Raw genomic sequence first — 21,168 nt, 5'->3', positions numbered from 1 at the left:
CAGTGTGTGCTCCCAACGGGTCTCGGCCCACCGATGGACGGTGGGGGCGCGCGCGGTCAGGCGATGGCGAGTGGCCGGTCCGCCAGGTACGCGGAGAACTGGCCGGTCATCCGGGAGCGCGACGGCGGGTGCAGGGAGAGTCCGTTGGCGCAGGCGGCCAGGTGGCCCACCTCGTCGGACGTCATGAAGTTGAGGCCGCCGAGGAGTTCGACCGCGCGCGGGACGACTCGGGCGATGGCGTCCTGGACGCCGTAGCGCACGTACAACGCCTGTGCGAGCGCCGACTCGTCGAGGTCACCGGCGTCGATGCGCCGGGCGACGCCCTCGGCGGTGGCCATGGCGGCCTCGGTCTCGACGAAGAGGCGTACGCGCTCGTGCTCGGGGATGCGGTCGTTCAGCAGCACCCGCTCCACCAGCGCGCTCGCGGCGCCGAGATAGCTGCCCGTCATCAGCGTCTGGAACCAGATCAGACCGGCCGTCTGAAGCTCGTCGAGCTGTTGACCGGAGGTCGTCGCGGTGCGCAGCAGGAGTTCCGGCGGTACGAGGACGTCGGTGAGCGTGACCTGTTCGCTCTCGGCCCCGGCGAGGAAGGCGCTGGACCAGAAGCCGCTGACGCTCATCCCCTCGCTCTCCGCGGGCACGAGGGCTACGGCGAGTTCGTCGCCCTGCCCGTCCTCGCGCGGGATCAGCACGCTGGCGGTGAGCACGTCCATGGAGTGGGCCAGGCTGCACGGCCGTTTGACGCCGTTGATCCGGACGCCGTCCGCGGTCACCGTGGCGGTCATCGACGGGTCGAGGATGCCCGCGCCGCTGCGGCCCTCGGCGAAGCCGGAGGCGATCACGCGGTTGGACGAGGCCACGCCCTCGATCAGCATCCACTCCAGGCCGTCGCCGAGGCCGCCGATCCCGACCAGGGTGGCCATGGAGAAGTGGTGCATGGTGGTGGCCACGGCCAGGGACGGCGAGCGGCTGCCGATGGCCCGCTGCACACGCAGGGCGTCGAGCGCGGTGGCTCCCCGGCCCTGGTGGGCCTCGGGGACGAGCAGTCCCGGACCGCCGCTGTCCCGGAAGTGCCGGATGCCCGGGCTGCCCGGCCGCTCCAGTTCCATCAGCGGGGTCTCGCGCAGGGCGGGGTCCAGTTCGGGCAGCAGCTTCGCGAGGGTGGCGCGTTCACGCTCTAGGAATCTCATGGGCGTGCGGTCCTCCAGGGTGGGACGAATACGAATACGAATACAAATACGAATCGGCGCGGCACTCGCGCGGCCGTGGACGAGGTGGCTCAGAGGGCGTTGGTGGCGCGCAGCAACTGCCAGACCGCGCCGGGGCGGGGCCTGCCGCGGAAGGCGATGTACTCCGGCAGGACCACGTGCGGGGCCCACTTCTGCTTGTACTCGAGCTGGGAGGCCGCCGGGTAGATCATGTCGCCGCGCTCGGCCAGAAGACGGGCGAACCGGGTGAACACACGGCTGGCACCGGGTAGTTCGTGCTCCGGGTCGAGCCCGGTGAACGGGGTGAAGCCGAAGTGCAGCCAGCCCGCTCCTTCGGCGGTCAGCCGTTCCATGACGGTGGCGTTGAGCGCCTCCATCACGCCGGGCGGAGCGTCGGGGCGGCGGCGGCTGAGGTCGTGCAGCCAGCCGGAGCGGCTGCCGTAGACCGGCGAGTAGTTGATGTAGCCGGCCGTCTCGCCGTCGATCCGGCCGACGAACAGACGGCGGTGCCGCTGCAGGCTCCCGTCGCGCTGGCCGACGAGGAAGCGCAGCTCCTTGACGTGCCTGCCCTTGTCCCGCAGCCAGCACTGGTCGATCCGGTCCAGTTCGGCGCAGTCGTCGCCGGCCATGACCTCGGCGACCTCCAGGCCCGCCCGCCAGGCGCGCGAGATCTTGTTCCGCAGCCGGACGAACCGTGAGCCGCGCAGGGTGAAACGGCTCAGGTCGACCGCGTACGACGCCCCGAGCTGGTTGACCGTGAAGCCGTGCGCCGCGTACAGCTCGGCGTCCGCCCGCTGCAGTTGCACGGCGACCAGACGGCGGCCGGCGTGGGCGGCGAACGCGGCCAGCAGGCGTGCACGGTGTTCCGGCGCGGTGAACGGGCCGCCGAATTGCAGTACGTAGCGTCCCGAGGTGCGATAGGCGCAGGTGCCGTCGAACCCGCCGTCGTGGAAGTACGCGTTCCCGCTGTTGAGGGCGAGAAAGGAACTGGGGTTGTCGCTGTGCGCGGCGAGTGTGTCAAGCACGGAGGGCATCGGCGTCCTCCACGGAAGTCCGCACGGCGGCGCTTTCACCGGAATCCGCCGCCGAGTGGTACCGCTGCTCGAACCTGCGGAACTCCGGGGTGGTCTCCGGTTCGAAGGCGACACCGAAGGGTTTGAGGGAGTTCCCGAAGAGGGCCCGGTCGCCCATGAGGTGGATCGGGAGGGCCAGCAGTGCCCATTCCGGCCGGACGAACAGCGCCCACGCCCCGGCCAGGACTCCCGCTGTGACCAGGCTGTGCATGGTGTTGTAGGCCACGTAGAAGCCGCGCGGAACGTGTCCGTCCGGGCTGCGCCGGAAGGCGATCGCGCCGGGCAGGTATCCGACGACGTCGATCACCGCGAACAGCAGCACGAAGACGGCCCAGCGGATTTCCGTGAGGTGCTGGAATGCGAGCACGAGCGATACGGTGAGAAAGCCCAGCCATTCGAGTCGGGAGAGAGCGAAGGTGGTCTTCGTCTCGAAACGGTTCTTGGCGTCCACGGGCGCTCCTGGATTGCGCGTACGATTCCGGGGCGCGGTCTCGGCCTGCCCCCTCGCTGTGGTCTTTCACTTCGGTTTACGCACCAGCGGGTCCAACCCCTCGTAAAGTGGAGGCGATTGAGAAGACGTGGTGCAGACGTGATGTTCGGGGGGCTTCTTTCATGACACCGTCGACCGGTCCGGGCCGCCCTCCTGGCCGCCCTCCTGGCGGCCCTCCTGGCGGCCCTCCGGGCTCCGCCGCCGGCAGCGCGGCCTGGGAGTTGCTGCTGCCCGCCGCCTCGGCACCGGCACGCGCGCGTGGCCGGGCGTTGCAGGGGGCGCTGCGGGACGCGGTCCGTTCGGGCCGGCTCGCGGTCGGCACCCGGCTGCCGTCGAGCCGGAACCTCGCGGCCGACCTCGGCGTGTCGCGGGGGCTGGTCACCGAGGCCTACGAGCAGTTGACCGCCGAGGGCTACCTGCGCAGCGGACAGGGGGCGGGCACCTGGGTGGGCGATGCCGTACGGGCCGCCCGGCCACGCGCGCGTGACCTCGCCCCGCGCTCCTCCGGTGACCTGGCGGACTTCGTGCCGGGGACACCCGACCTGTCGCTCTTCCCCCGTTCGGCGTGGGCGGCGGCGCAGCGGAGCGTGCTGGCGGGCCTGCCCCACGAGAGCCTCGGCTATCCCGACCCGCGCGGGCTTCCCGGGCTGCGGACCGCGCTGGCCGAGCTGCTCGCGCGGCGCCGGGGCGTGGTGGCCGACCCGGAACGGATCATGGTGGTCTCCGGCGTGGCACAGGCCACCTCGCTGCTGGCGAGCGTGCTCCACGCGCGCGGGACGCGCACCGCCGGTGTCGAGGACCCCGGCAGCCCTCAGCACCACGCCCTGTACGCCGCGGCGGGCCTCGGCACGGTGCCCCTCCCCCTGGACGACGAGGGTCTCGCCACGGGCCCGCTGTACGGGACGGGCGTCCGGCTCGTGGTGACGACACCGGCCCACCAGTTCCCCACCGGGATCGCCTACTCGGCGCGGCGGCGCGCCGAACTGCTCGACTGGGCACGGTCCGTGGACGGCCTCGTCCTGGAGGACGACTACGACGGCGACTTCCGCTACGACCGTGCCCCCGTGGGCGCGCTCCAGGGGCTCGATCCGGAACGCGTCGCCTATACGGGCTCGGTCAGCAAGTCCCTCGCCCCGGGGCTGCGGCTGGGCTGGCTGCTGGTGCCCGACTGGCTTGCGGACGCCGTCGTCGAGCGCAAGCGCACCACCGACCTGGGCCACCCGACCCTCGACCAGGCACTCTTCGCCCGCTTCGTGGAGCGCGGCGACTACGACCGCCAACTGCGCGTCTGCCAGCGCGCCTACCGTGAGCGGCGCGACGCCCTGGTGGCGTCGCTGGCCGAGCACTTCCCCGGCTCACGGGTCACCGGCATCGCCGCCGGCCTGCACGCCATCGCCACGCTTCCCAAGCGGTACGGGCCCGAGGAGGGGTTCCTCGCACGCGTGACGAAGGCGGGCGTCGCGGTGCGCCCGCTCACGGCATACGCGCACGGCGGTGCCGACGGTGCCGGCGGTGAACCGGTGGGCGACGGTCCGGTGGCGGGGCAGGAGGTGCGGCTGGTGCTGGGCTACGCGCATCTGACACCTGCGCGGATCCGGGCGGGGGTGGCGAGGATGGCACGGGCCGTGTGACGCGGCACGGCCGTGTGGCGCGCCACCCGCCACGGGCGCGCGACGGATTGCCCGGAACCCCTGGGGCGTCCGGGGCGTCCGGGGCGTCCGGGTTGTTCACCCGCAATTTCCGTGGGCGCCGCGCGGTGCCAGTAGGTCTGGCTCTGCACACTGGCTCGAACTCTGGCCCGTACACCGGCCGGATCCCGTCCCTGGAGGCGCATCCATGTCACACCGTCCGTTGCCCGGCCGCCGCAGCGTGCTGCGCGGTTCGCTCGCCGCGTCGGCCGCCCTGACCCTGCCCACCGCCCTCGGGGCGGCGCCGGCGTTCGCCCGATCGGGGCGGCCGGGGGCGGGCTGGGGCGTGCAGACGGGAGACGTGACCTCCCACTCCGGCCTGGTATGGGTGCGGTCCGACCGGCCGGCCCGGATGATCGTCGAGACGTCGGCGACCGAGTCGTTCCGCCACCCGCACCGGTGGCACGGTCCGCTGCTCGGGCGCGACACCGACTTCACCGGCACCACCCGGCTGCGCGGCCTGCCGCCGGGCGAGCAGATCCACTACCGCGTGCTCCTCGCCGACCCGGACGACCCGCGCCGCACGGGCGAGCCGGTCACCGGCACCTTCCGCACCGTGCCGGTCCGCCGCCGCGAGGGCGTGCGTTTCGTGTGGTCCGGCGACCTCGCGGGGCAGGGCTGGGGCATCAACCCGGACCTCGGCGGCTACCGCATCTACGACGCCATGGGTGCCCTGGACCCGGACTTCTTCCTGTGCAGCGGCGACAACATCTACGCCGACGGCCCCATCGCCGGGACGGCCGCCCTGCCGGACGGCGGCACCTGGCGGAACATCACGACCGAGGAGAAGTCCAAGGTCGCCGAGACCCTCGCCGAGTACCGCGGCAACTTCCGCTACAACCTGCTCGACGAGAACCTGCGGCGCTTCAACGCGCGGGTTCCGTCGATCATCCAGTGGGACGACCACGAGGTCCGCAACAACTGGTATCCGGGCCAGGTGGTCGCCGACACGGACGACCGGTACACGGAGAAGAGCGTCGACGTCCTGGCCGCCCGCGCCCGGCGCGCGTTCGGCGAGTACTTCCCGATCTCCACGCTGCGCCCCGGCGCGCGCGAGGGGCGGGTGCACCGGGTGCTGCGCCAGGGCCCGCTGCTCGACGTGTTCGTGCTGGACATGCGGACGTACCGCAACGCCAACTCCCCGGGCGAACAGACCGTGGACCCACAGGGCATCCTGGGCCGCGAGCAGTTGGAGTGGCTCAAGCGGGAGCTGACGCGGTCGCGTGCGGTGTGGAAGGTCATCGCGGCGGACATGCCGATCGGACTCGTCGTGCCGGACGCCACCGAGGGCGCGCCCAACATCGAGGCGATCGCGCAGGGCGACCCCGGCGCACCCCTGGGGCGCGAGCTGCAGATCGCCGAGCTGCTGCGCTTCGTCAAGCACCGCCGGATCACCGGCACGGTGTGGCTGACGGCCGACGTGCACCACACCTCGGCCCAGCACTACCAGCCCTCGCGGGCCGCGTTCGGTGACTTCGAGCCGTTCTGGGAGTTCGTGTCCGGGCCGCTCAACGCGGGCGCGTTCCCGGCCAGCACGCTGGACGGCACCTTCGGTCCCGAACGGGTCTTCGTGAAGGCGCCGACCGCCTCGAACGTCTCGCCCGCGGGCGGCTACCAGTTCTTCGGCGAGGTCGACATCGACGGCCACAGCGCCGAGATGACGGTGCGGCTGCGCGAGCAGGACGGCACGGTGCTGTTCACGAAGGTGCTGCGGCCGGGCCAGGTGGGCCAGTAGCCCCGGTAGCCTGTCGGCTGTGCCGCGCACCGGCGTCATCCCCCGGTGCGCGGCCCTGCGCCGTGGTGCGCCGTCGTGCGGCGGGTGTCTCAACTTCCCCTCCACGGCCTTTCCATCCCTTGTTCTTCGCAGGGAATCCCGGCCTTCGGGCCGGGCGGGAATGCGATACCCGGCGCTCGGTGAACTGCTGGCCGTGGCGGCCGCCTGACACCCATATCGGACCGAAAGGCAAGAACACCCCCAGAAGCCTTCTTTACCCATCGGTCACAGAGCGTTCGTGATCACGCAACACCGTTCCTTCACAGTGGGTGCATGAGTCGAGACATGTCTGATGTGACGGATGCCGTGGCGCGCCTCGTCGACCACGGGCCCACGGTCCCCGCCCTGGTGCTGGCCTCGCTGGCGGCACTGATCGCCACGGCGGGTTTCCACACCCGGTGGTCACGACGCCACGGGCAGGCACCGCCGGCCGACGATACCGGCGCCCGGCCGCCGACCGCCGAGCGGCCGGCCGGGACCGGACCGGCCGGGAGCGAGCCTGGCGGTTCCGGGCCCGGCGGTGAGAGCGCGCTGTGGCGGATGCGGACGACGGTGCGGGACGCGCCGGGGTCGCTGGCCGTGCTCTGCGCGGCCCTCGCCGACCGGCGGATCGACATCCTGAGCCTGCAGACGCACCCGTTGGCCGAGGGCACGGTGGACGAGTTCCTGCTCCGCGCCCCGGGTGAGCTGAGCGGGACCGAGCTGGCCGACCTGGTGACGGCGGCGGGCGGTGCCCGGACCTGGACCGAGCGGGCGGACGCCCACGACCTGGTCGACGCGCCCACCCGGGTGCTGGGCCTGGCCGCCCGCACCGCCCTGGACGCGGCGGAACTCCCGTTGGCGCTGCGTCAGTTGCTGGGCCGCTGCACTATCAGGTCCCTCCCGGCGCCCGCAGGCGACGGAGCGGCGGACGCGGTGCCGCCGGAGGGCGCGCTGGAGGACACCGTGCTGCGGCTGCGCGCCCCCGAGGGCGGGGTGATCAGCGTCGAGCGGCCCCATCTGCCGTTCACGCCGGCCGAGTTCGCGCGGGCGCGGGCGCTGGTCGAGCTGGACGCCCGGCTCGGTCCGCGGGTCCCGCGCGGGCGGGACGTGCTGACGCTCCCCGAGGGCAGCGACATCACGGTCCGCCGGGCCGACACGCGTGACGTTCCGGCCGCGAAGGCGATGCACGAGCGCTGCTCGGCGCGGACGCTGGGGATGCGGTACCACGGTCCGGTCGGGGACGCCGACCGGTACCTCAACCACCTGCTCAGCCCCCGCTTCGGCCGCACCCTCGCCGTGCAGACCGCCTCGGGGCGGATCGTGGGACTCGGCCACCTGTTGTGGGACGGGGACGAGACGGAGGTCGCGCTGCTGGTCGAGGACGGGTGGCAGCGCCGCGGCATCGGCGGCGAACTCCTGGTCCGGTTGGTGGCGATGGCAGCCGACGCGGGCTGCGAGAGCGTGTACGCGATCACGCAGGCGTCCAACACCGGCATGGTGGCCGCGATGCGCGGCCTGGGCCTCCCCCTCGACTACCAGATCGAGGAGGGGACCCTGGTCGTCACGGCCCGCCTGGACCCGTCCACCCGCTCCGCGGCACGGCTGCCGCAGGCGAAGCGGATCGGCCGGGAGTGACGGCCGGCGGGCGCGGTGGCGCGGTCACTCGGTCCGCGCCAACGCCTCCCGCAGCGGGACGGCCCCGACCGCCCGCTCCCCCAGGGCCCGGTCCAGGTCGGCCCACAGGTCGTCGACGTCCTCCAGGCCGACCGACAGCCGCAGCAGCCGGTCACCGACCCCGGCCCCCCGCCGGTCGTCCGCGTCCACGATGCGGTGGCTGATCGACGCCGGATGCTGGATGAGCGTGTCGACGCTGCCGAGGCTCACCGCCGGGGTGATCAGCCGGACGCCGCCGATGACCGCGTGCGGATCGCCGTGGACCTCGAAGGAGACCATCGCACCACCGATGCGCGGGTAGTGGACGCGGGCCACGCGCGAGTCGGCGGCCAGCCGCCCGGCCAGTTCGGCGGCGCCCGCGGAGGCGGCCCGTACCCGGACGGGCAGGGTGGCCAGCCCCCGCAGCAGCAGGTAGCCGGCCAGCGGGTGCAGCACTCCGCCCGTGGCGAAGCGGACCTGCCGCAGCCGCCCGGCGAACTCCTCGTCGCAGGCGACCACGCCCGCCAGTACGTCCCCGTGGCCGCCGAGGTACTTGGTGGCGCTGTGCAGCACCAGCCGGGCGCCGTGTTCGGCGGGGCGCTGGAGCACGGGCGTGGCGAAGGTGTTGTCCACGAGCAGCGGCACCGACCCGCAGGCGTGGGCGACGGCCCGCAGGTCGACCTCGGCCAGCGTCGGGTTGGCGGGTGACTCCACGAGGACCAGGCCGGTGTCCGGGCGCAGCGCGTCCGCGACGCCCGCCGGGTCGGTCCAGGTGACCTCGGACCCGAGCAGTCCGGCGGTCAGCAGGTGGTCGCTGCAGCCGTACAGGGGCCGTACGGCGACGACGTGGCGCAGCCCCATCGAGCCGCGGACCAGCAGGACCGCGCTCAGCGCGGCCATGCCGCTGGCGAAGGCGACGGCGGCCTCGGTCCCCTCCAGCCGGGCCAGTGCCGTCTCGAAGCGGGCGACGGTCGGGTTGCCGAGGCGGCCGTAGACCGGCGGTCCGTCCGGCTCGGCACCGGTCGCGGCGAACGCGTCGATGCGGGCGGCCTCGCCACGGCTGTCGTACGACGGGTAGGTCGTGGACAGGTCGATGGGCGGGGCGTGCAGTCCCTGGGCGGCGAGGTCGTCGCGGCCGGCGTGCACGGCTTCGGTGGCCAGTGCCCTGCCCGTGGGTGCGGTGGAGCGTACGTCGTCGGGTGGTGACGTGTGCGTGCGCGCTGAGTCCATGGTCGAAGGGTGAACACAGACCGGGACGGCGGGGCCGTGCCCCGTGCTACGTTCGGATCATGGCCGATTCCGTCGTACTGGATCCGGTGGATCTGCATCTGCTGCGGCTGCTGCAGAACGACGCCCGGACCACCTACCGCGATCTCGCCGCCCAGGTGGGAGTCGCCCCGTCGACGTGTCTGGACCGCGTGACCCGGCTGCGGCGGGCCGGGGTGATCCTCGGCCACCGGCTCGAGCTGGACCCGGCGAGGCTGGGGCGTGGTCTCCAGGCGCTGCTGCTGGTGCAGGTGCGCCCGCACCGGCGGGAGCTGGTGGGACCGTTCGTGGAGCGGATCCGGGCGCTGCCCGAGTCGCGCACCGTCTTCCACCTCACCGGCCCGGACGACTACCTCGTGCATGTCGCGGTGGCGGACATGGCGGACCTGCAGCGGCTGGTCCTGGACGGGTTCACGTCCCGGCGGGAGGTGGCCCGGGTCGAGACCCGGCTGATCTTCCAGCAGTGGGAGTGCGGCCCCCTGCTGCCGCCGGCCGCGTCCCCGGCCGCACCCGCGACGATGCCGGAAGGCGCTCCTCCCCCGGCCACGCCCTGAGCGAAATCCGGCCGCCCGCACGGTCGGGCCCGGTCCACCGGGCTGACGCGGCACCGGTATCCGTATGAGGATGTCCGCATGTCAGAGACCAAGAGCCCGCTGCCCCGCGAGGTCGCCGACGCGTACGTCGACGAGCTCATCGCCCTCGACCCGGTCACCGGTACGTATCTCGGTGTCGCGGAGAGTTCCAGCCGTCTGCCCGACTTCTCACCCGCCGGGCAGCAGGCCCTCGCGGAGCTGGCCCGCACCACCCTCGCCCGGCTGGACGAGGCGGAGCGCCAGCCGGGCGGTGACAGCGACGTGGAGCGGCGCTGCGCCCGGCTGCTGCGTGAGCGCCTCACCGCCGAGATCGCGGTGCACGAGGCCGACGAGGGCCTGCGTTCGGTCGGCAACATGGGCACCGCCGCCCACTCGGTGCGCGAGGTCTTCACCCTCACCCCGACCGGCACCGACGAGGACTGGGCCCGGATCGCGGAGCGCCTGCGGGCGGTCCCGGCGGCGTTCGCGGGCTACCGCGCGTCCTTGGCACTGGGCCTGGAGCGCGAGCTGTACGCGGCGCCGCGGCCGACCGCCACCTTCGTGGAGCAGCTCGGTGAGTGGGCGGACACGGGCGAAGGCCGCGGCTGGTTCGAGGACTTCGCCGCCGACGGCCCCGAGGCGCTGCGCGCGGAGCTGGACGAGGCCGCCCGGGGCGCGACCGCGGCCGTGGTCGAGCTGCGGGACTGGATGCGCGACGTGTACGCCCCGGCCGTCGAGGGCGCCCCGAACACGGTGGGCCGGGAGCGCTACGCCCGCTGGTCGCGCTACTACAACGGCACCGACCTGGACCTGGACGAGGCGTACGCGTACGGCTGGGCCGAGTACCACCGCCTGCTGGCCGAGATGAAGGCGGAGGCCGAGAAGATCCTGCCGGGCGCCGAGACGCCGTGGGTGGCCCTCGCGCACCTGGACGAGCACGGCAAGCACATCGAGGGCGTCGACGAGGTCCGCGACTGGCTGCAGGGCCTGATGGACCAGGCGATCGAGCAGTTGGACGGCACGCACTTCGAACTCGCCGAGCGGGTCCGGAGGGTGGAGTCGCACATCGCGCCGCCCGGTAGCGCGGCCGCGCCCTACTACACGTCCCCCTCGGAGGACTTCTCCCGCCCCGGCCGCACCTGGCTGCCGACGATGGGCCAGACCCGCTTCCCCGTGTACGACCTGGTGTCGACCTGGTACCACGAGGGCGTGCCGGGCCACCACCTCCAGCTGGCGCAGTGGACGCACGTGGCGGAGGACCTCTCCCGCTACCAGGCCTCGGTCGGCATGGTCAGCGCCAACGCCGAGGGCTGGGCGCTGTACGCGGAGCGGCTGATGGACGAGCTGGGCTACCTCACGGACGCGGAGCAGCGCCTCGGCTACCTGGACGCCCAGATGATGCGGGCCGCCCGGGTCATCGTGGACATCGGCATGCACCTGGAGCTGGAGATCCCGGCGGACTCGCCGTTCCACCCGGGTGAGCGCTGGACGCCGAAGCTGGCCCAGGAGTTCTTCGGCGCGCACAGCAGCCGCCCGGCGGACTTCGTGGAGAGCGAGCTGACCCGGTACCTGACGATCCCGGGCCAGGCGATCGGCTACAAGCTCGGTGAGCGGGCGTGGCTGCTGGGCCGGGAGAAGGCCGGTGAGCGGCACGGCGACTCCTTCGACCTCAAGGCGTGGCACATGGCGGCCCTCTCCCAGGGCTCGCTGGGCCTGGACGACCTGGTGGACGAACTGTCGCGGCTGTGACGCCCAGACCGGCCCGGTCACCTCACCGTCTGAAGCCGCCCTCCGAGCCGACGACCTGACCGGTGACCCACTCGGCCTCGTCCGTGGCGAGCCACGCGACGAGGCGGGCCGGGTCGTCGGGCATGCCCCAGCGTCCGCCGGGGAACCGCGCGGCGACGGCGTCGTAGTCTTCGCCGGTCAGGTAATCGGTGTCCACCGGGCCGGGGTTGACCGCGTTCACGGTGACGGCGTGCTCGGCGAGGGTCGTCGCCAGGGAGCGCGTGACGGAGGCGAGTGCGCCCTTCTGGAGCGCGTAGGCGATCTCGCCGGGCATGCCGCCCGCGATGTCCTGGCCGGAGGTCATCATCACGACGCGTCCGCCGGGGGTGCGCGGCGGCAGCGCGGCGCGGCGGCGGGCGTGGGCCTGGATCAGCAGCAGCACCGATCGGGTGTCGACCTGCCAGTGCGCGTCGAGCATGGCGGCGTCGATGGTGTCGAGGGTGCCGTCGGACCCGCTGAGCGCGTGGTTGGCGACGAGGATGTCCAGCCGGCCGCCGAGCGCTTCGGCGGCGGTGGCGACGAGTGCGCCGGGGGCGCCGGGGCAGGTGAGGTCGCCGGGGCCCGCGCACACGGCGGCGTCCGGGTCGCCGAGCGCCGCACGGACGGAGTCGACCACGTCGTCCACCCGGTCGGCACCCCAGGGCATGGCGGCGTCGTGCGGAACGTGGTGGTGCAGGTAGACGCTCGCCCCGTACGCGGCGAGCCGCCGGGCCACGGCGTGACCGATGCCGCCGCGCCGGCTGGCTCCGGTGACGAGGGCGGTGCGGCCGCGCAGGGGCAGCGGGTCGCGGCGCAGGTCTTCGGGGGCGGGCTGGGGAAGTCGTGGCATGGGCACCCATGATGGGCGGGCCGCGGCCGCCCCGCACGCCAATATCGCCGCGGTCACCGTATGGCACGCCAATATCGCCGGGGTCACCGCACGGCACGCCGCTGTCGCCGCGGCTACCGGTCGGTGAGCCGCCGCAGGTGTACGAGGCTCAGCCAGGTCTCGGGCCCCGGGCGCACCTCGGCCGCGCGCACCGCGTACCGGCCGGGTTCCAGGGCGACCCGCACCCGGTCGGGGGCGCGGTCGGATGCGCTGCCGGGCCAGGCGGCGTCGAACAGGAACACGGGGCCGGATACGTGCCAAGTCACCTCGGGCTGCCATTCGGCGGCGTCCAGGGCGGCGGGAACCCTCGCCAGCACCTCGTCCTCGGAGTCCGCGGCGCACCAGCGGACGAAGGCGCCGTGATCGGGGAGGTAGGCGGTGGAGGCGGGTTCGTCGCCGAGCACGAGGGCGGTGGAGTCGCCGACCGGGAGCAGTCCGACGTGGCCGTCGACCTCGCAGGCCCGGTCGTAGTCGGAGTCGGTCTCCTCGCCGTCGGCGCCGGTCCAGAACGGCAGGACCGTCTCGGGTACCGCGATCAGCGGCCCTCCGCCCGACTCGACCCACTCCACCGCGCCCGGCTCCGCGTATCGCACCATGCGGCAGAACCTACACGCCGGTCAGCAACCGCAGTCGGCCGCGTCCACCGGAACGGTCAGGGGGTCGGCGGCGCGCCGCTCGGCGCCCTGCCACGTCTCGAACCCGAGGCCCTCGCGCACCCAGTACTCGAACCCGCCGAGCATCTCCTTGACGGCGTAGCCGAGTTCGGCGAGGGCGAGGGCGGCGCGCGTCGCACCGTTGCAGGCGGGGCCCCAGCAGTACGTCACCACCGGCACCGCGGGGTCGAGGAGTTCCGCGGCCCGCTCGGGGACGAGCGCGGTGGGGAGGTGGACGGCGCCCGGCACGTGGCCCTGGTCCCAGGACTCGGTGGAACGGCAGTCGACGAGCACGAACCCGGGGTCACCGTCGGGCGCGAGGGCGTCGGCGACGTCGGAGACGTCGGTGTGGAAGGCGAGGCTGGCCCGGAAGTACGCGGCGGCCTCGGCGGGCGGTGCGGGGGCCACGCGCAGGACGGCGTTGACGTGCCCGGCGGCGGTGGCGGTGGCGGTGACGCTCATGGTGGGGCCTCTCCTCGGTGGATCCTCCAGCCAGAAATCTATGCACCACGCCGTGCCGCATGAAGGGTGTTTCCCCGGCCTACTCCTTGTTCCGCCAGGGAATCCGTGCTACTTCTGCCGGATGACCGAGCATTCCCCGGACGGCACCGACTGGCGCATCCTCGAAGCGCTCCAACGGGACGGGCGGGCCAGCTTCGCCGAACTGGCCCGTGCCGTCTCGATGTCCGCGAGCGCGGTGACGGAGCGCGTGCGGCGGCTGGAGGAGGCGGGGATCATCCAGGGGTACGCGGCGGTCGTCGATCCCGAGCGGCTGGGCCTGCCGATCCTGGCGTTCGTGCGGCTGCGCTACCCGGTCGCCAACTACAAGCCGTTCCACGACCTGGTCGCCGTCACGCCGGAGATCCTGGAGGCGCACCACGTCACGGGCGACGACTGCTTCGTCATCAAGGTCGCGGCCCGTTCGATGCGGCACCTGGAGGAGGTGTCCGGCCGGATCAGCGCCCTCGGGTCGGTCACCACGAGCGTCGTCTACTCCTCACCGCTCCCCCGCCGCCCGCTGGGCCGCTGAGGGCCGCCGGGGACACCACCGGGACGGCGTGCTCAGCCGGCGCCCCGCTGCCGCAGTGCCGATCCCGACCGCCCCTTCACGACCTCGAGTTGGGCGTGGACGCGGCGGCGCAGGTCGGCGACGTGGCTGACGATGCCGACGCTGCGGTCCCGCTCGCGCAGGGCGTCCAGGACGTCGAGGACCTCGTCGAGGGTCTGGTCGTCGAGGCTGCCGAAGCCCTCGTCGATGAAGAGGGTGTCCAGGCGGACGCCGCCCGCTTCGTCGGTGACGACGTCGGCGAGGCCGAGGGCGAGGGCCAGCGAGGCGAAGAACGTCTCGCCGCCGGACAGCGTGGCCGTGTCGCGCTCGCGGCCGGTCCAGGCGTCGACGACGTGCAGGCCGAGGCCGCTGCGGCCGCGGCCGCTGCGGCCGTCGGAGTGGACGAGAGTGTAGCGGCCGGAGGACATGCGCAGCAGGCGGGCGGTGGCCGCGGCGGCGACCTGTTCCAGGCGGGCGGCCAGTACGTACGACTCCAGGCGCATCCGGCGTTCGTTGTCCGCCGAGGTGCCCGCGGCGAGCGAGGCGAGGCGGGCGACCCGGGTGTGTTCCTCGCGCAGCGGGGCGAGCCGGCGCACGGAGGTGGTGGCGTGCGCGGACAGCCGGTCCAGCTCGGCGCAGCACCGGGCGGCGGCGTCGCGGGCCGAGGCGGCCTCGCGCAGCCGGCGGCCCGCGTCGGCGGCGGCACGCTCCGCCGCGGCGAGGTCGGCGGGCGGTCGCCGGGCCGCGTCGGCGGTGTCGGTCTCGCCGAGGACCGCACGGACGGCGGCGTCCTGCGACTGCCAGGCGTCGAGCCGTCGTTGCAGCTCGCGGTGGGCGGTGTCGTCGAGCAGGGCGGCGGCCGCGTCGGCGGGGGTGTCGAAACGGGCCCGGAAGGAGGCGTCGGCGAGCCGGGCGTCGGCGTCCTTGAGCCGCTGGGCGGTGTCCTCGGCGACGCGGGCGGTCTCGGCGGCCCGGGTGAGCAGCGCCGCCCGTCGCTCCAGTTGCGCCGCCCGCGCCGTCACGCTCTCGGCGCCGTCCCGCGCCCGCGCCAACTCCTCCTCCAGTACGGCCTGTTCCCGCTCCAGCCGGTCCCGGCCCGCGACCCGGGAGGCGGACCGTACGACGGCCTGCTGCTGGGCGGCGACACGCTGTTCGCGTTCGCCCTCGGCCCGCCGCAGCTCCTCCTGCGCCGCGTGCAGTGTGGACGCGGTCGCCCGCGCCCGCCCGTACGTCCCCTCCAGTTCCTCGGCCTCTTCGGCCAGCCGGTCGGTGGCCGTGTCACCGGCTTCCGCCGTGGCGGCGGCGAGCGCCTCCCGTACGGTGCCCAGGTGCCGTTCTGCCTTCGCGCGCCGTTCGTCGGCGGCCTGGTGGGCGGCCAGGGCGCGCTCCTCCGCGTCGCGGTCGACGTGCCCGGCGGTCCTGCGCGCGGGGGCGGGGTGTTCGGTGGCGCCGCACACCGCGCAGGGTGTGCCGTCGGTGAGGTTCGCGGCGAGTTCGGCGGCGATGCCGTGCAGCCGCTGTTCCTTGAGGTCGAGCCAGTGGTCGCGGGCCTCGACGGCGTCCTCCGCCGCGGCGAGCGCCCGCCGCCGCGCCTCTTCGGTGTCGTCGGTGAGCCGGTCGCGCCGCCGGGCGGCGTCGAGCCTGTGCCGTGCCGGATCGCGCTGCAGGGCGAGCTGTTCGGCGCGGGCGGCGGCTTCCTGTGCGGAGTCGACGCGGCTCTGAAGTGCGGTGCGGGTGGTCTCCCAGTCGGCGAGCCAGGTGTCCGCCTCCTGCCGGACCTCGTCGTCGGCGCGTTCCTGGCGGTCGAGGCCGGCCCGTTCCTCGACCAGTTCGGCGAGGCGCCGTTCGGCGCGACGGGCCGACTCGAGGCCGCCCAGTTCCTCGGTGGCCCGGCGGGCGGCGGCGGCGAGCCCGGCGGCACCCGCGTCGGCGAGGGCCTGCGGCAGCAGGGCACGCGCGCCTGCCTCCGCGGCCGCCGCCCCTCGGTGCTCGCTGTCGGCGGCGTCCCGCAGCTCCAGGGCGGGAGCCACCGCCTCGGCCTTGCGGGCCCGCTCCATGCGCTCCTCGGCGGCACGGTGGGCATCCGCCCCCTCCGCCAGCCGTGCGGCCCGCTCCCGCGCCTCGGCGAACCGGCGTTGCAGCCGGTCGAGTTCGCGGGCGTCGGCCAGGTGGCGTTCGGCGGCGGCCTGGGCGGACTCGGTGGCGGTGAGCCGGCAGTCGGCGACCGTCAGCAGCTCGCGGGCGGTGCCGCGGGCGACGGCGGCGGCTTCGAGCACCGCCTCGGCCAGCCCCGGCTCGCCCGGCGCCAGTTCCGGCAGCGCCATGGCGTCACCGGCGGCCTGCTGCATCCGGTGCGCGTCGGCCAGCAGCGTGGCGTCCCCCTCGCGCACCCGGGCCTCGGTGGTGCGGCGTCGTTCGGCGAGGCGCTTTTCGACCTCGGCGAACCGGCGGGTGTCGAAGAGCCGGCCGAGCAGCTTGCCGCGCGCTTCGGCGTCGGCGCGCAGGAAGCGGGCGAAGTCGCCCTGCGGGAGCAGCACGACCTGGCAGAACTGCTCTCGGCTCATCCCGAGCAGCTGCGTGATCTCCTCGCCGATCTCCTGGTGGGAGCGGCTGAGGTCCTTCCAGGCGCGGGTCGTGGCGTCGTACTCGCGCAGCCAGGTCTGCGCCTTGTCGACGGTCGTGCCACTGCCGCGGAGCTTCGGGCGCTCCCAGGGCGGCTGCCGGGTGATCTCCAACCGCCGTCCCGCGACGGTCAGTTCCAGCTGCACCTCGGTGCGGGTGCCCACGGCCGCGTGGTCGCTGCGCAGCGTCATGCCCTGGCCGCTGCCGCCCTGCCGGGCGCCGGGCACCGAGCCGTACAGGGCGTAGCAGACGGCGTCGAGGACGGAGGTCTTGCCGGCGCCGGTGGGGCCGTGCAGCAGGAACAGCCCGGCGGCCGAGAGGTCGTCGAAGTCGACGCTCTGCGAGGCCCCGAAGGGCCCGAAGGCGGTGATGTCCAGCCGGTGCAGCCTCACCGGGCCACCTCCCGCACGGTCTCGTCCGCGCGCACCGCGTCGAAGGCGTCCCGCAGCACGGCCTGCTCGTGGTCGTCGGGCCCGGCGCCGCGCACGTGGGTCACGAAGTCCTCCGCGATCTGCTGGTCGCTGCGGTCGGCGAGGCGACGGGCGTAGGACACCCCGGGCTCGTCGGGGGCGCGCTCGGGGTCGAAGACGAGGCTGAGCGTGTGCGGGAAGCGCTCGGTGAGCCGGGCCATGGGCTCGTCCGGCCGGACCGGGTCGGTGAGGGTCGCCTCGACCCACGCGTCCTCGTGCGGGGTCAGCTCCGGGTCGGCGAGCAGGTCCGCGAGCGTGCCGCGCAGCCGGGCCAGCGCGCGCGGCACCGGGCAGTCGACCCGCTCGGCCGTGACCGACCCGTCGGCGCCCAGGTCGACGAGCCACATGCTCTTGCGGTGCCGGTGCTCCGAGAAGGAGTACGGCAGCGGGGAGCCGGAGTAGCGGACGCGCTCGGTGAGGGTCTGGCAGCCGTGCAGATGCCCCAGCGCGACATAGTCCACGCCGTCGAAGACACCGCAGGGCACGGCGGCGACCCCGCCGACGGTGATGTCCCGCTCGCTGTCGCTCTGCTCACCGCCGGTGACGAAGGCGTGCGCGAGAACGACGGAACGGGTGCCCGCCGCGCGCGTGGCGAGGTCGGCGCGCACCCGGTCCATGGCGGCGGCGAGCACGGCCTCGTGTCCCGCCTTCTCGACGCCGAACTCGGTCTTGACCAGCGCCGGTTCGAGATACGGCAGCCCGTAGAAGGCCACGTCCCCGTGGGCGTCGCCCAGCACCACCGGGGTGCCGCAGCCCGCCGGGTCGGTGCGCAGGTGGATGCCGGCGCGGTCGATGAGCCCGGCGCCGACCCCGAGGCGTCGGGCCGAGTCGTGGTTGCCGGAGATCATCACGGTCGGCACGCCGAGCCCGGCGAGGCGGTGCAGGGCGTCGTCGAACAGCTCGACGGCGGCGAGCGGCGGCACCGCCCGGTCGTACACGTCTCCCGACACGACCACGGCGTCGACGGAGTGCTCGCGCACGGTCTCGACGAGGTGACCGACGAACCCTGCCTGGGCGCCGAGCATGTTCACCCGGTGGAACGCCCGGCCGAGGTGCCAGTCGGAAGTGTGCAGCAATTTCATGAAACGGCTCTGACCTGCATGTTTCTCTCGGTAACGCCCAAAAAACCAGCACAAGTCAGCACGGGAACCCCGGGCTGACACCCACCACGCTAGCGCCTGGAGCCACCTGATCCACCACTGACCTCACATCGCGATCTCACATCAACCATCGCGCCAGTGGAATTGATCGACTTTCCGATGCCGCTGATCCGCCATGCTCTGCTGAAAAGATGCCGACCACAGCAACACACCGTGCTCGTGCAGGCTCTCAGAACTTGGCGAATCGCGTATCAAGGCAGTCCTGACACATCTCTGCTTCCTCCAAAGCAAAGTCGGCTGCCCGAGCGCAGTACTGGCAGATGCCCTCGAACGTGTTGCCGTCGGCGAAGCAGATCAACACTTCCGCCCCGTCCGAGCTCGCGAGAGGAGCGGCAAAGACAGCGGCGGTGCCACATTCAGAGCAGTCGTGCACGGGGGTGTCACCGCCATCCGTCACAACCGAGTAGTAGCTGGTGCCAGCGAACTCCCAAGCGGCGTCGGAGCCGCCGCCATACGGACGTCCGCACAGAGAGCACTGGACTGACTCGTTGCCGTCCAGCACGACGGCGAACTGGCCGCAGGACAGGCAGGCAACCGTGTAGTCCTTGAAGGTATCCAGGACCTCACCCAGCGCCTCAAGTCGGTGGGCGACGAAGTCCTTGAGGTGCCTGAATCCGGCCCGGATGTCGTCCATCTGAAGTTGCGCGTCCCACGCCTCGGGGGAGGAGTCGTGAGGCAACACGTCGGCGTCGATGAAATTGAGCAGCAGGTCGAGCACCGGGATGGTCCTCGCCTGGACGGCGATGGTTGTGTCCTTGGCTCCGAAGTGCTGGAGTCGGTTGCGTAGGTTGGCCAATGCCTCAAGGTCGGCGTTCTTCGGCTCGATGGCCGTCTCGATGCCGACGTCGTCGCGCAGCCGCTCCAGGGCCGCATTGATGCCGCAGCTGTGGAAGATGCCGGCCTCATGCTTGGCCTGGTCGAAAGTCGCGGGCTTGCTCCAGACGAGGCTGGGGTCCTCCATCTCCAGCCGAGCCTTGAACAAAGTCTCGGCCGCGGCTTGGAGGTGCAGCACGGCGTATTTCAGGTCGCGCGGGGCCGGGCTGCCGTCCTCGCCTGACAGCGACTTGACCGCGCTTTGGAGGAAGTCGAGACCGTTCAGCACAGGCGGAAAGTGGAAGTCCTTGACCTCCACGTCGGCCTCTGCCGTTACAGCCGGCAGCTCCGCCTCCACCTTCCCAGCGACGTCGTCGTCATCCGCTCCCACCATGTCCCCTGCATCCTCTCCTTGCCTGCGCGTGATCGCCCTGGGCGTGACAGACGCCAACTGGCCGCCAGAACATCATCTCAAGGACATGCTGTCGCCCTCTCTCGCCGGCGCGGCAACACAACCTGATCACGTTTGTGTATATAGCAGACGCTTCGATGGTCAGCCCGCCGAGCCTCCTCGCCGCTCTCTCGTACGCTCAGCCTGCGTCATCTCGTCGCCGATAAGGGCCGCGAAGACCAAGGAACGCGAACCGTTGAGACTGGCCTCGATCTGTTCACGAATTATCCCACTCGCCTTGCCGCGAGTTCCTATCCAGCCGTCCTGGACGAGCTGAGTGAAGGTAGTGTTGTCGAAGTAGCGGGGCACCGTGTGGTAGCCGAAGACTTCTCCCCCTTTCGGGCCGGTCGCGAGACCGGGCTGGTGGCGCAGCCACTCAACGTGCTCCCGCGTCAAGTACATCCCGCCGATCAACGCATCTCCCTTGGGTGCCGTCTGCTCGGCCTTGCAGAACTTGATCCAGCAGGGCTGAGGATCCAGTCGGTAGTCGAGAGGTGGGGTCGAATCGAGTTTCGAACACGCTTCTTCGACGTCCCTCATACGCTTCAGCTGATCATCCAGGTCAGCGTCCGGACGATACCCCCATTCACTGCGGCCCGCCCCCATTTGCTGCATCTTCTTGTACTGGACGAGGACGAAGCTGTCCCGGTTCACATGGTGGTAGATCAAATCGATCCCCAGCGTGTCCTCGGCTGGTAGGCGGTTGACGTTAGCTATGAAAAGCTTCTGATCGCCCTTACGGAACACCCGTTTCGCGAGATGCTCAGCATCGCTGCCGATCCAGTCCGAAAACCGTTGCGCATCATGGAAGACGAGATGATCCTCGTGTGCCGGATGACCTGGCAGCGTAGCGAGCACCGGCACTCGGTCCCCGTCCTCATCCGGAAAGCGTGCTTCGTCGATGATGCTCCGATCGAATCCTCCTAGCTGAAGCGCCAGCCCGGTGGCGTCTCGTTCCTCCGCGAAAAGCTCCCGCACTCGGCTGAGGATGCGAAATCCACCCACCCGTTCTTGCAGGCGAGCAACGACCTCAGCGAGGTCGGCACGAGATGTGGTGAGCGCATCCAGCAACTCCTCCCCGGCACGCTCGTCAGCGCGCCGGACAAGCCGGTCACGCGCCGGTGCCGCGGATGCATCAGATCAGACAGCTGCTCCATCGGGACGGGGAACTTGATCCGATGAAGCTGCGTCACCTCGATCGTCTTACGGAACGTGCCCGCGCGGCGGCCACTCTTGGCATGCCCGACGTACTCGACAAGGGGCCGACCGCTCGCCTGTCCGGTCACTACGAGAACGACGTGACTGCTCTTCCATACGTCACGTTCCCCGACCGACTCCCAGCCGGCCTCGAATTGACCCGGCCGCCGAAGATGGGCAAGAAACGTCTCTTCATCAGAAGTGCACCGCAGGATCGCCACCATACGAGGCACGTTACGTCGAGTGGTACGTGCGCCGCGCCTTGGGCCCCTCCATCGCCATCAAGTCGCCTTCCTGGTCACGGAATTGTCGCGGCCGACAACCGCTACACGAGGTCTCCCGCCGGCTCGGCCACCGGTCGGTCAAAAGCCACCGTCGATGTCTACGGGCAT

General features: G+C 72.4%; 17 protein-coding genes. 6 read left to right on the top strand and 11 right to left on the bottom strand.

The features are described 5' to 3' along the window. Positions 1–56 precede the first annotated feature (56 nt). The 3 genes from ACFV9J_RS38680 to ACFV9J_RS38670 form a co-directional block, all read right to left on the bottom strand. Positions 57–1,190 (bottom strand): acyl-CoA dehydrogenase, encoded by a 1,134-nt coding sequence (locus ACFV9J_RS38680; RefSeq protein ID WP_385362630.1) that lies wholly within the window; start codon positions 1,188–1,190, stop codon positions 57–59. Positions 1,191–1,279: 89 nt separating this feature from the next. Next, positions 1,280–2,242 (bottom strand): bifunctional lysylphosphatidylglycerol flippase/synthetase MprF, encoded by a 963-nt coding sequence (locus tag ACFV9J_RS38675; protein ID WP_385362628.1) that lies wholly within the window; start codon positions 2,240–2,242, stop codon positions 1,280–1,282. Beyond that, the gene (locus ACFV9J_RS38670) at positions 2,226–2,732 is read right to left on the bottom strand and encodes a hypothetical protein (RefSeq protein WP_385362627.1); all 507 of its coding nucleotides are present in this window, start codon (positions 2,730–2,732) and stop codon (positions 2,226–2,228) included. Before ACFV9J_RS38670 ends, ACFV9J_RS38675 begins: the two co-directional genes overlap by 17 nt. A gap of 161 nt (positions 2,733–2,893) precedes the next feature. Here ACFV9J_RS38670 and ACFV9J_RS38665 point away from each other — a divergent pair, with 161 nt between their 5' ends. The 3 genes from ACFV9J_RS38665 (at position 2,894) to ACFV9J_RS38655 (ending at position 7,850) form a co-directional block, all read left to right on the top strand. Beyond that, entirely contained in the window at positions 2,894–4,402 is a 1,509-nt protein-coding gene (locus ACFV9J_RS38665) for a PLP-dependent aminotransferase family protein (protein ID WP_385362625.1), read from the top strand. Between the two features lie 205 nt (positions 4,403–4,607). Further along, positions 4,608–6,194, top strand: coding sequence for an alkaline phosphatase D family protein (locus ACFV9J_RS38660; RefSeq protein ID WP_385362623.1), 1,587 nt, complete (start codon positions 4,608–4,610; stop codon positions 6,192–6,194). Positions 6,195–6,518: 324 nt separating this feature from the next. Beyond that, complete coding sequence (locus ACFV9J_RS38655) at positions 6,519–7,850, top strand: GNAT family N-acetyltransferase (RefSeq protein ID WP_385362621.1); 1,332 nt, start codon at positions 6,519–6,521, stop codon at positions 7,848–7,850. 24 nt (positions 7,851–7,874) lie between these two features. Here ACFV9J_RS38655 and ACFV9J_RS38650 read toward each other — a convergent pair whose 3' ends face one another. Further along, positions 7,875–9,098 (bottom strand): trans-sulfuration enzyme family protein, encoded by a 1,224-nt coding sequence (locus ACFV9J_RS38650; protein ID WP_385362619.1) that lies wholly within the window; start codon positions 9,096–9,098, stop codon positions 7,875–7,877. 59 nt (positions 9,099–9,157) lie between these two features. Between ACFV9J_RS38650 and ACFV9J_RS38645 the strand changes: the two genes are divergently transcribed. Next, a complete protein-coding gene (locus tag ACFV9J_RS38645) occupies positions 9,158–9,688 on the top strand; it encodes an Lrp/AsnC family transcriptional regulator (RefSeq protein WP_385362617.1) in 531 nt (176 codons plus the stop codon). A gap of 78 nt (positions 9,689–9,766) precedes the next feature. Further along, a complete protein-coding gene (locus tag ACFV9J_RS38640) occupies positions 9,767–11,455 on the top strand; it encodes a DUF885 domain-containing protein (protein WP_385362615.1) in 1,689 nt (562 codons plus the stop codon). A gap of 22 nt (positions 11,456–11,477) precedes the next feature. Here the strand turns inward: ACFV9J_RS38640 and ACFV9J_RS38635 are convergent, their stop codons facing one another. The 3 genes from ACFV9J_RS38635 to ACFV9J_RS38625 form a co-directional block, all read right to left on the bottom strand. Further along, a complete protein-coding gene (locus ACFV9J_RS38635; RefSeq protein ID WP_385362613.1) occupies positions 11,478–12,323 on the bottom strand; it encodes an SDR family oxidoreductase in 846 nt (281 codons plus the stop codon). Between the two features lie 113 nt (positions 12,324–12,436). Beyond that, a complete protein-coding gene (locus tag ACFV9J_RS38630) occupies positions 12,437–12,958 on the bottom strand; it encodes an immunity 21 family protein (RefSeq protein ID WP_385362611.1) in 522 nt (173 codons plus the stop codon). 21 nt (positions 12,959–12,979) lie between these two features. Next, positions 12,980–13,477, bottom strand: coding sequence for a rhodanese-like domain-containing protein (locus ACFV9J_RS38625; RefSeq protein WP_385362610.1), 498 nt, complete (start codon positions 13,475–13,477; stop codon positions 12,980–12,982). Between the two features lie 121 nt (positions 13,478–13,598). Here ACFV9J_RS38625 and ACFV9J_RS38620 point away from each other — a divergent pair, with 121 nt between their 5' ends. Beyond that, complete coding sequence (locus ACFV9J_RS38620; RefSeq protein ID WP_385362609.1) at positions 13,599–14,045, top strand: Lrp/AsnC family transcriptional regulator; 447 nt, start codon at positions 13,599–13,601, stop codon at positions 14,043–14,045. 32 nt (positions 14,046–14,077) lie between these two features. Here ACFV9J_RS38620 and ACFV9J_RS38615 read toward each other — a convergent pair whose 3' ends face one another. The 4 genes from ACFV9J_RS38615 to ACFV9J_RS38600 form a co-directional block, all read right to left on the bottom strand. Then, positions 14,078–17,077 (bottom strand): AAA family ATPase, encoded by a 3,000-nt coding sequence (locus tag ACFV9J_RS38615; RefSeq protein WP_385362607.1) that lies wholly within the window; start codon positions 17,075–17,077, stop codon positions 14,078–14,080. Then, positions 17,074–18,237: an exonuclease SbcCD subunit D gene (locus tag ACFV9J_RS38610; protein ID WP_385362605.1), complete on the bottom strand. Its 1,164-nt coding sequence runs from the start codon at positions 18,235–18,237 to the stop codon at positions 17,074–17,076. The genes ACFV9J_RS38615 and ACFV9J_RS38610 overlap by 4 nt, the downstream gene beginning before the upstream one ends. 247 nt (positions 18,238–18,484) lie before the next feature. Further along, positions 18,485–19,522, bottom strand: coding sequence for a hypothetical protein (locus ACFV9J_RS38605; protein ID WP_385362603.1), 1,038 nt, complete (start codon positions 19,520–19,522; stop codon positions 18,485–18,487). Between the two features lie 159 nt (positions 19,523–19,681). Next, positions 19,682–20,650, bottom strand: coding sequence for a hypothetical protein (locus ACFV9J_RS38600; RefSeq protein WP_385362601.1), 969 nt, complete (start codon positions 20,648–20,650; stop codon positions 19,682–19,684). Positions 20,651–21,168 lie beyond the last annotated feature (518 nt).

The organism is Streptomyces sp. NPDC059906, assembly GCF_042730645.1.
GTDB lineage: Bacteria > Actinomycetota > Actinomycetes > Streptomycetales > Streptomycetaceae > Streptomyces > Streptomyces rubrogriseus.
This window is presented reverse-complemented; position numbering and strand designations above follow the sequence as displayed.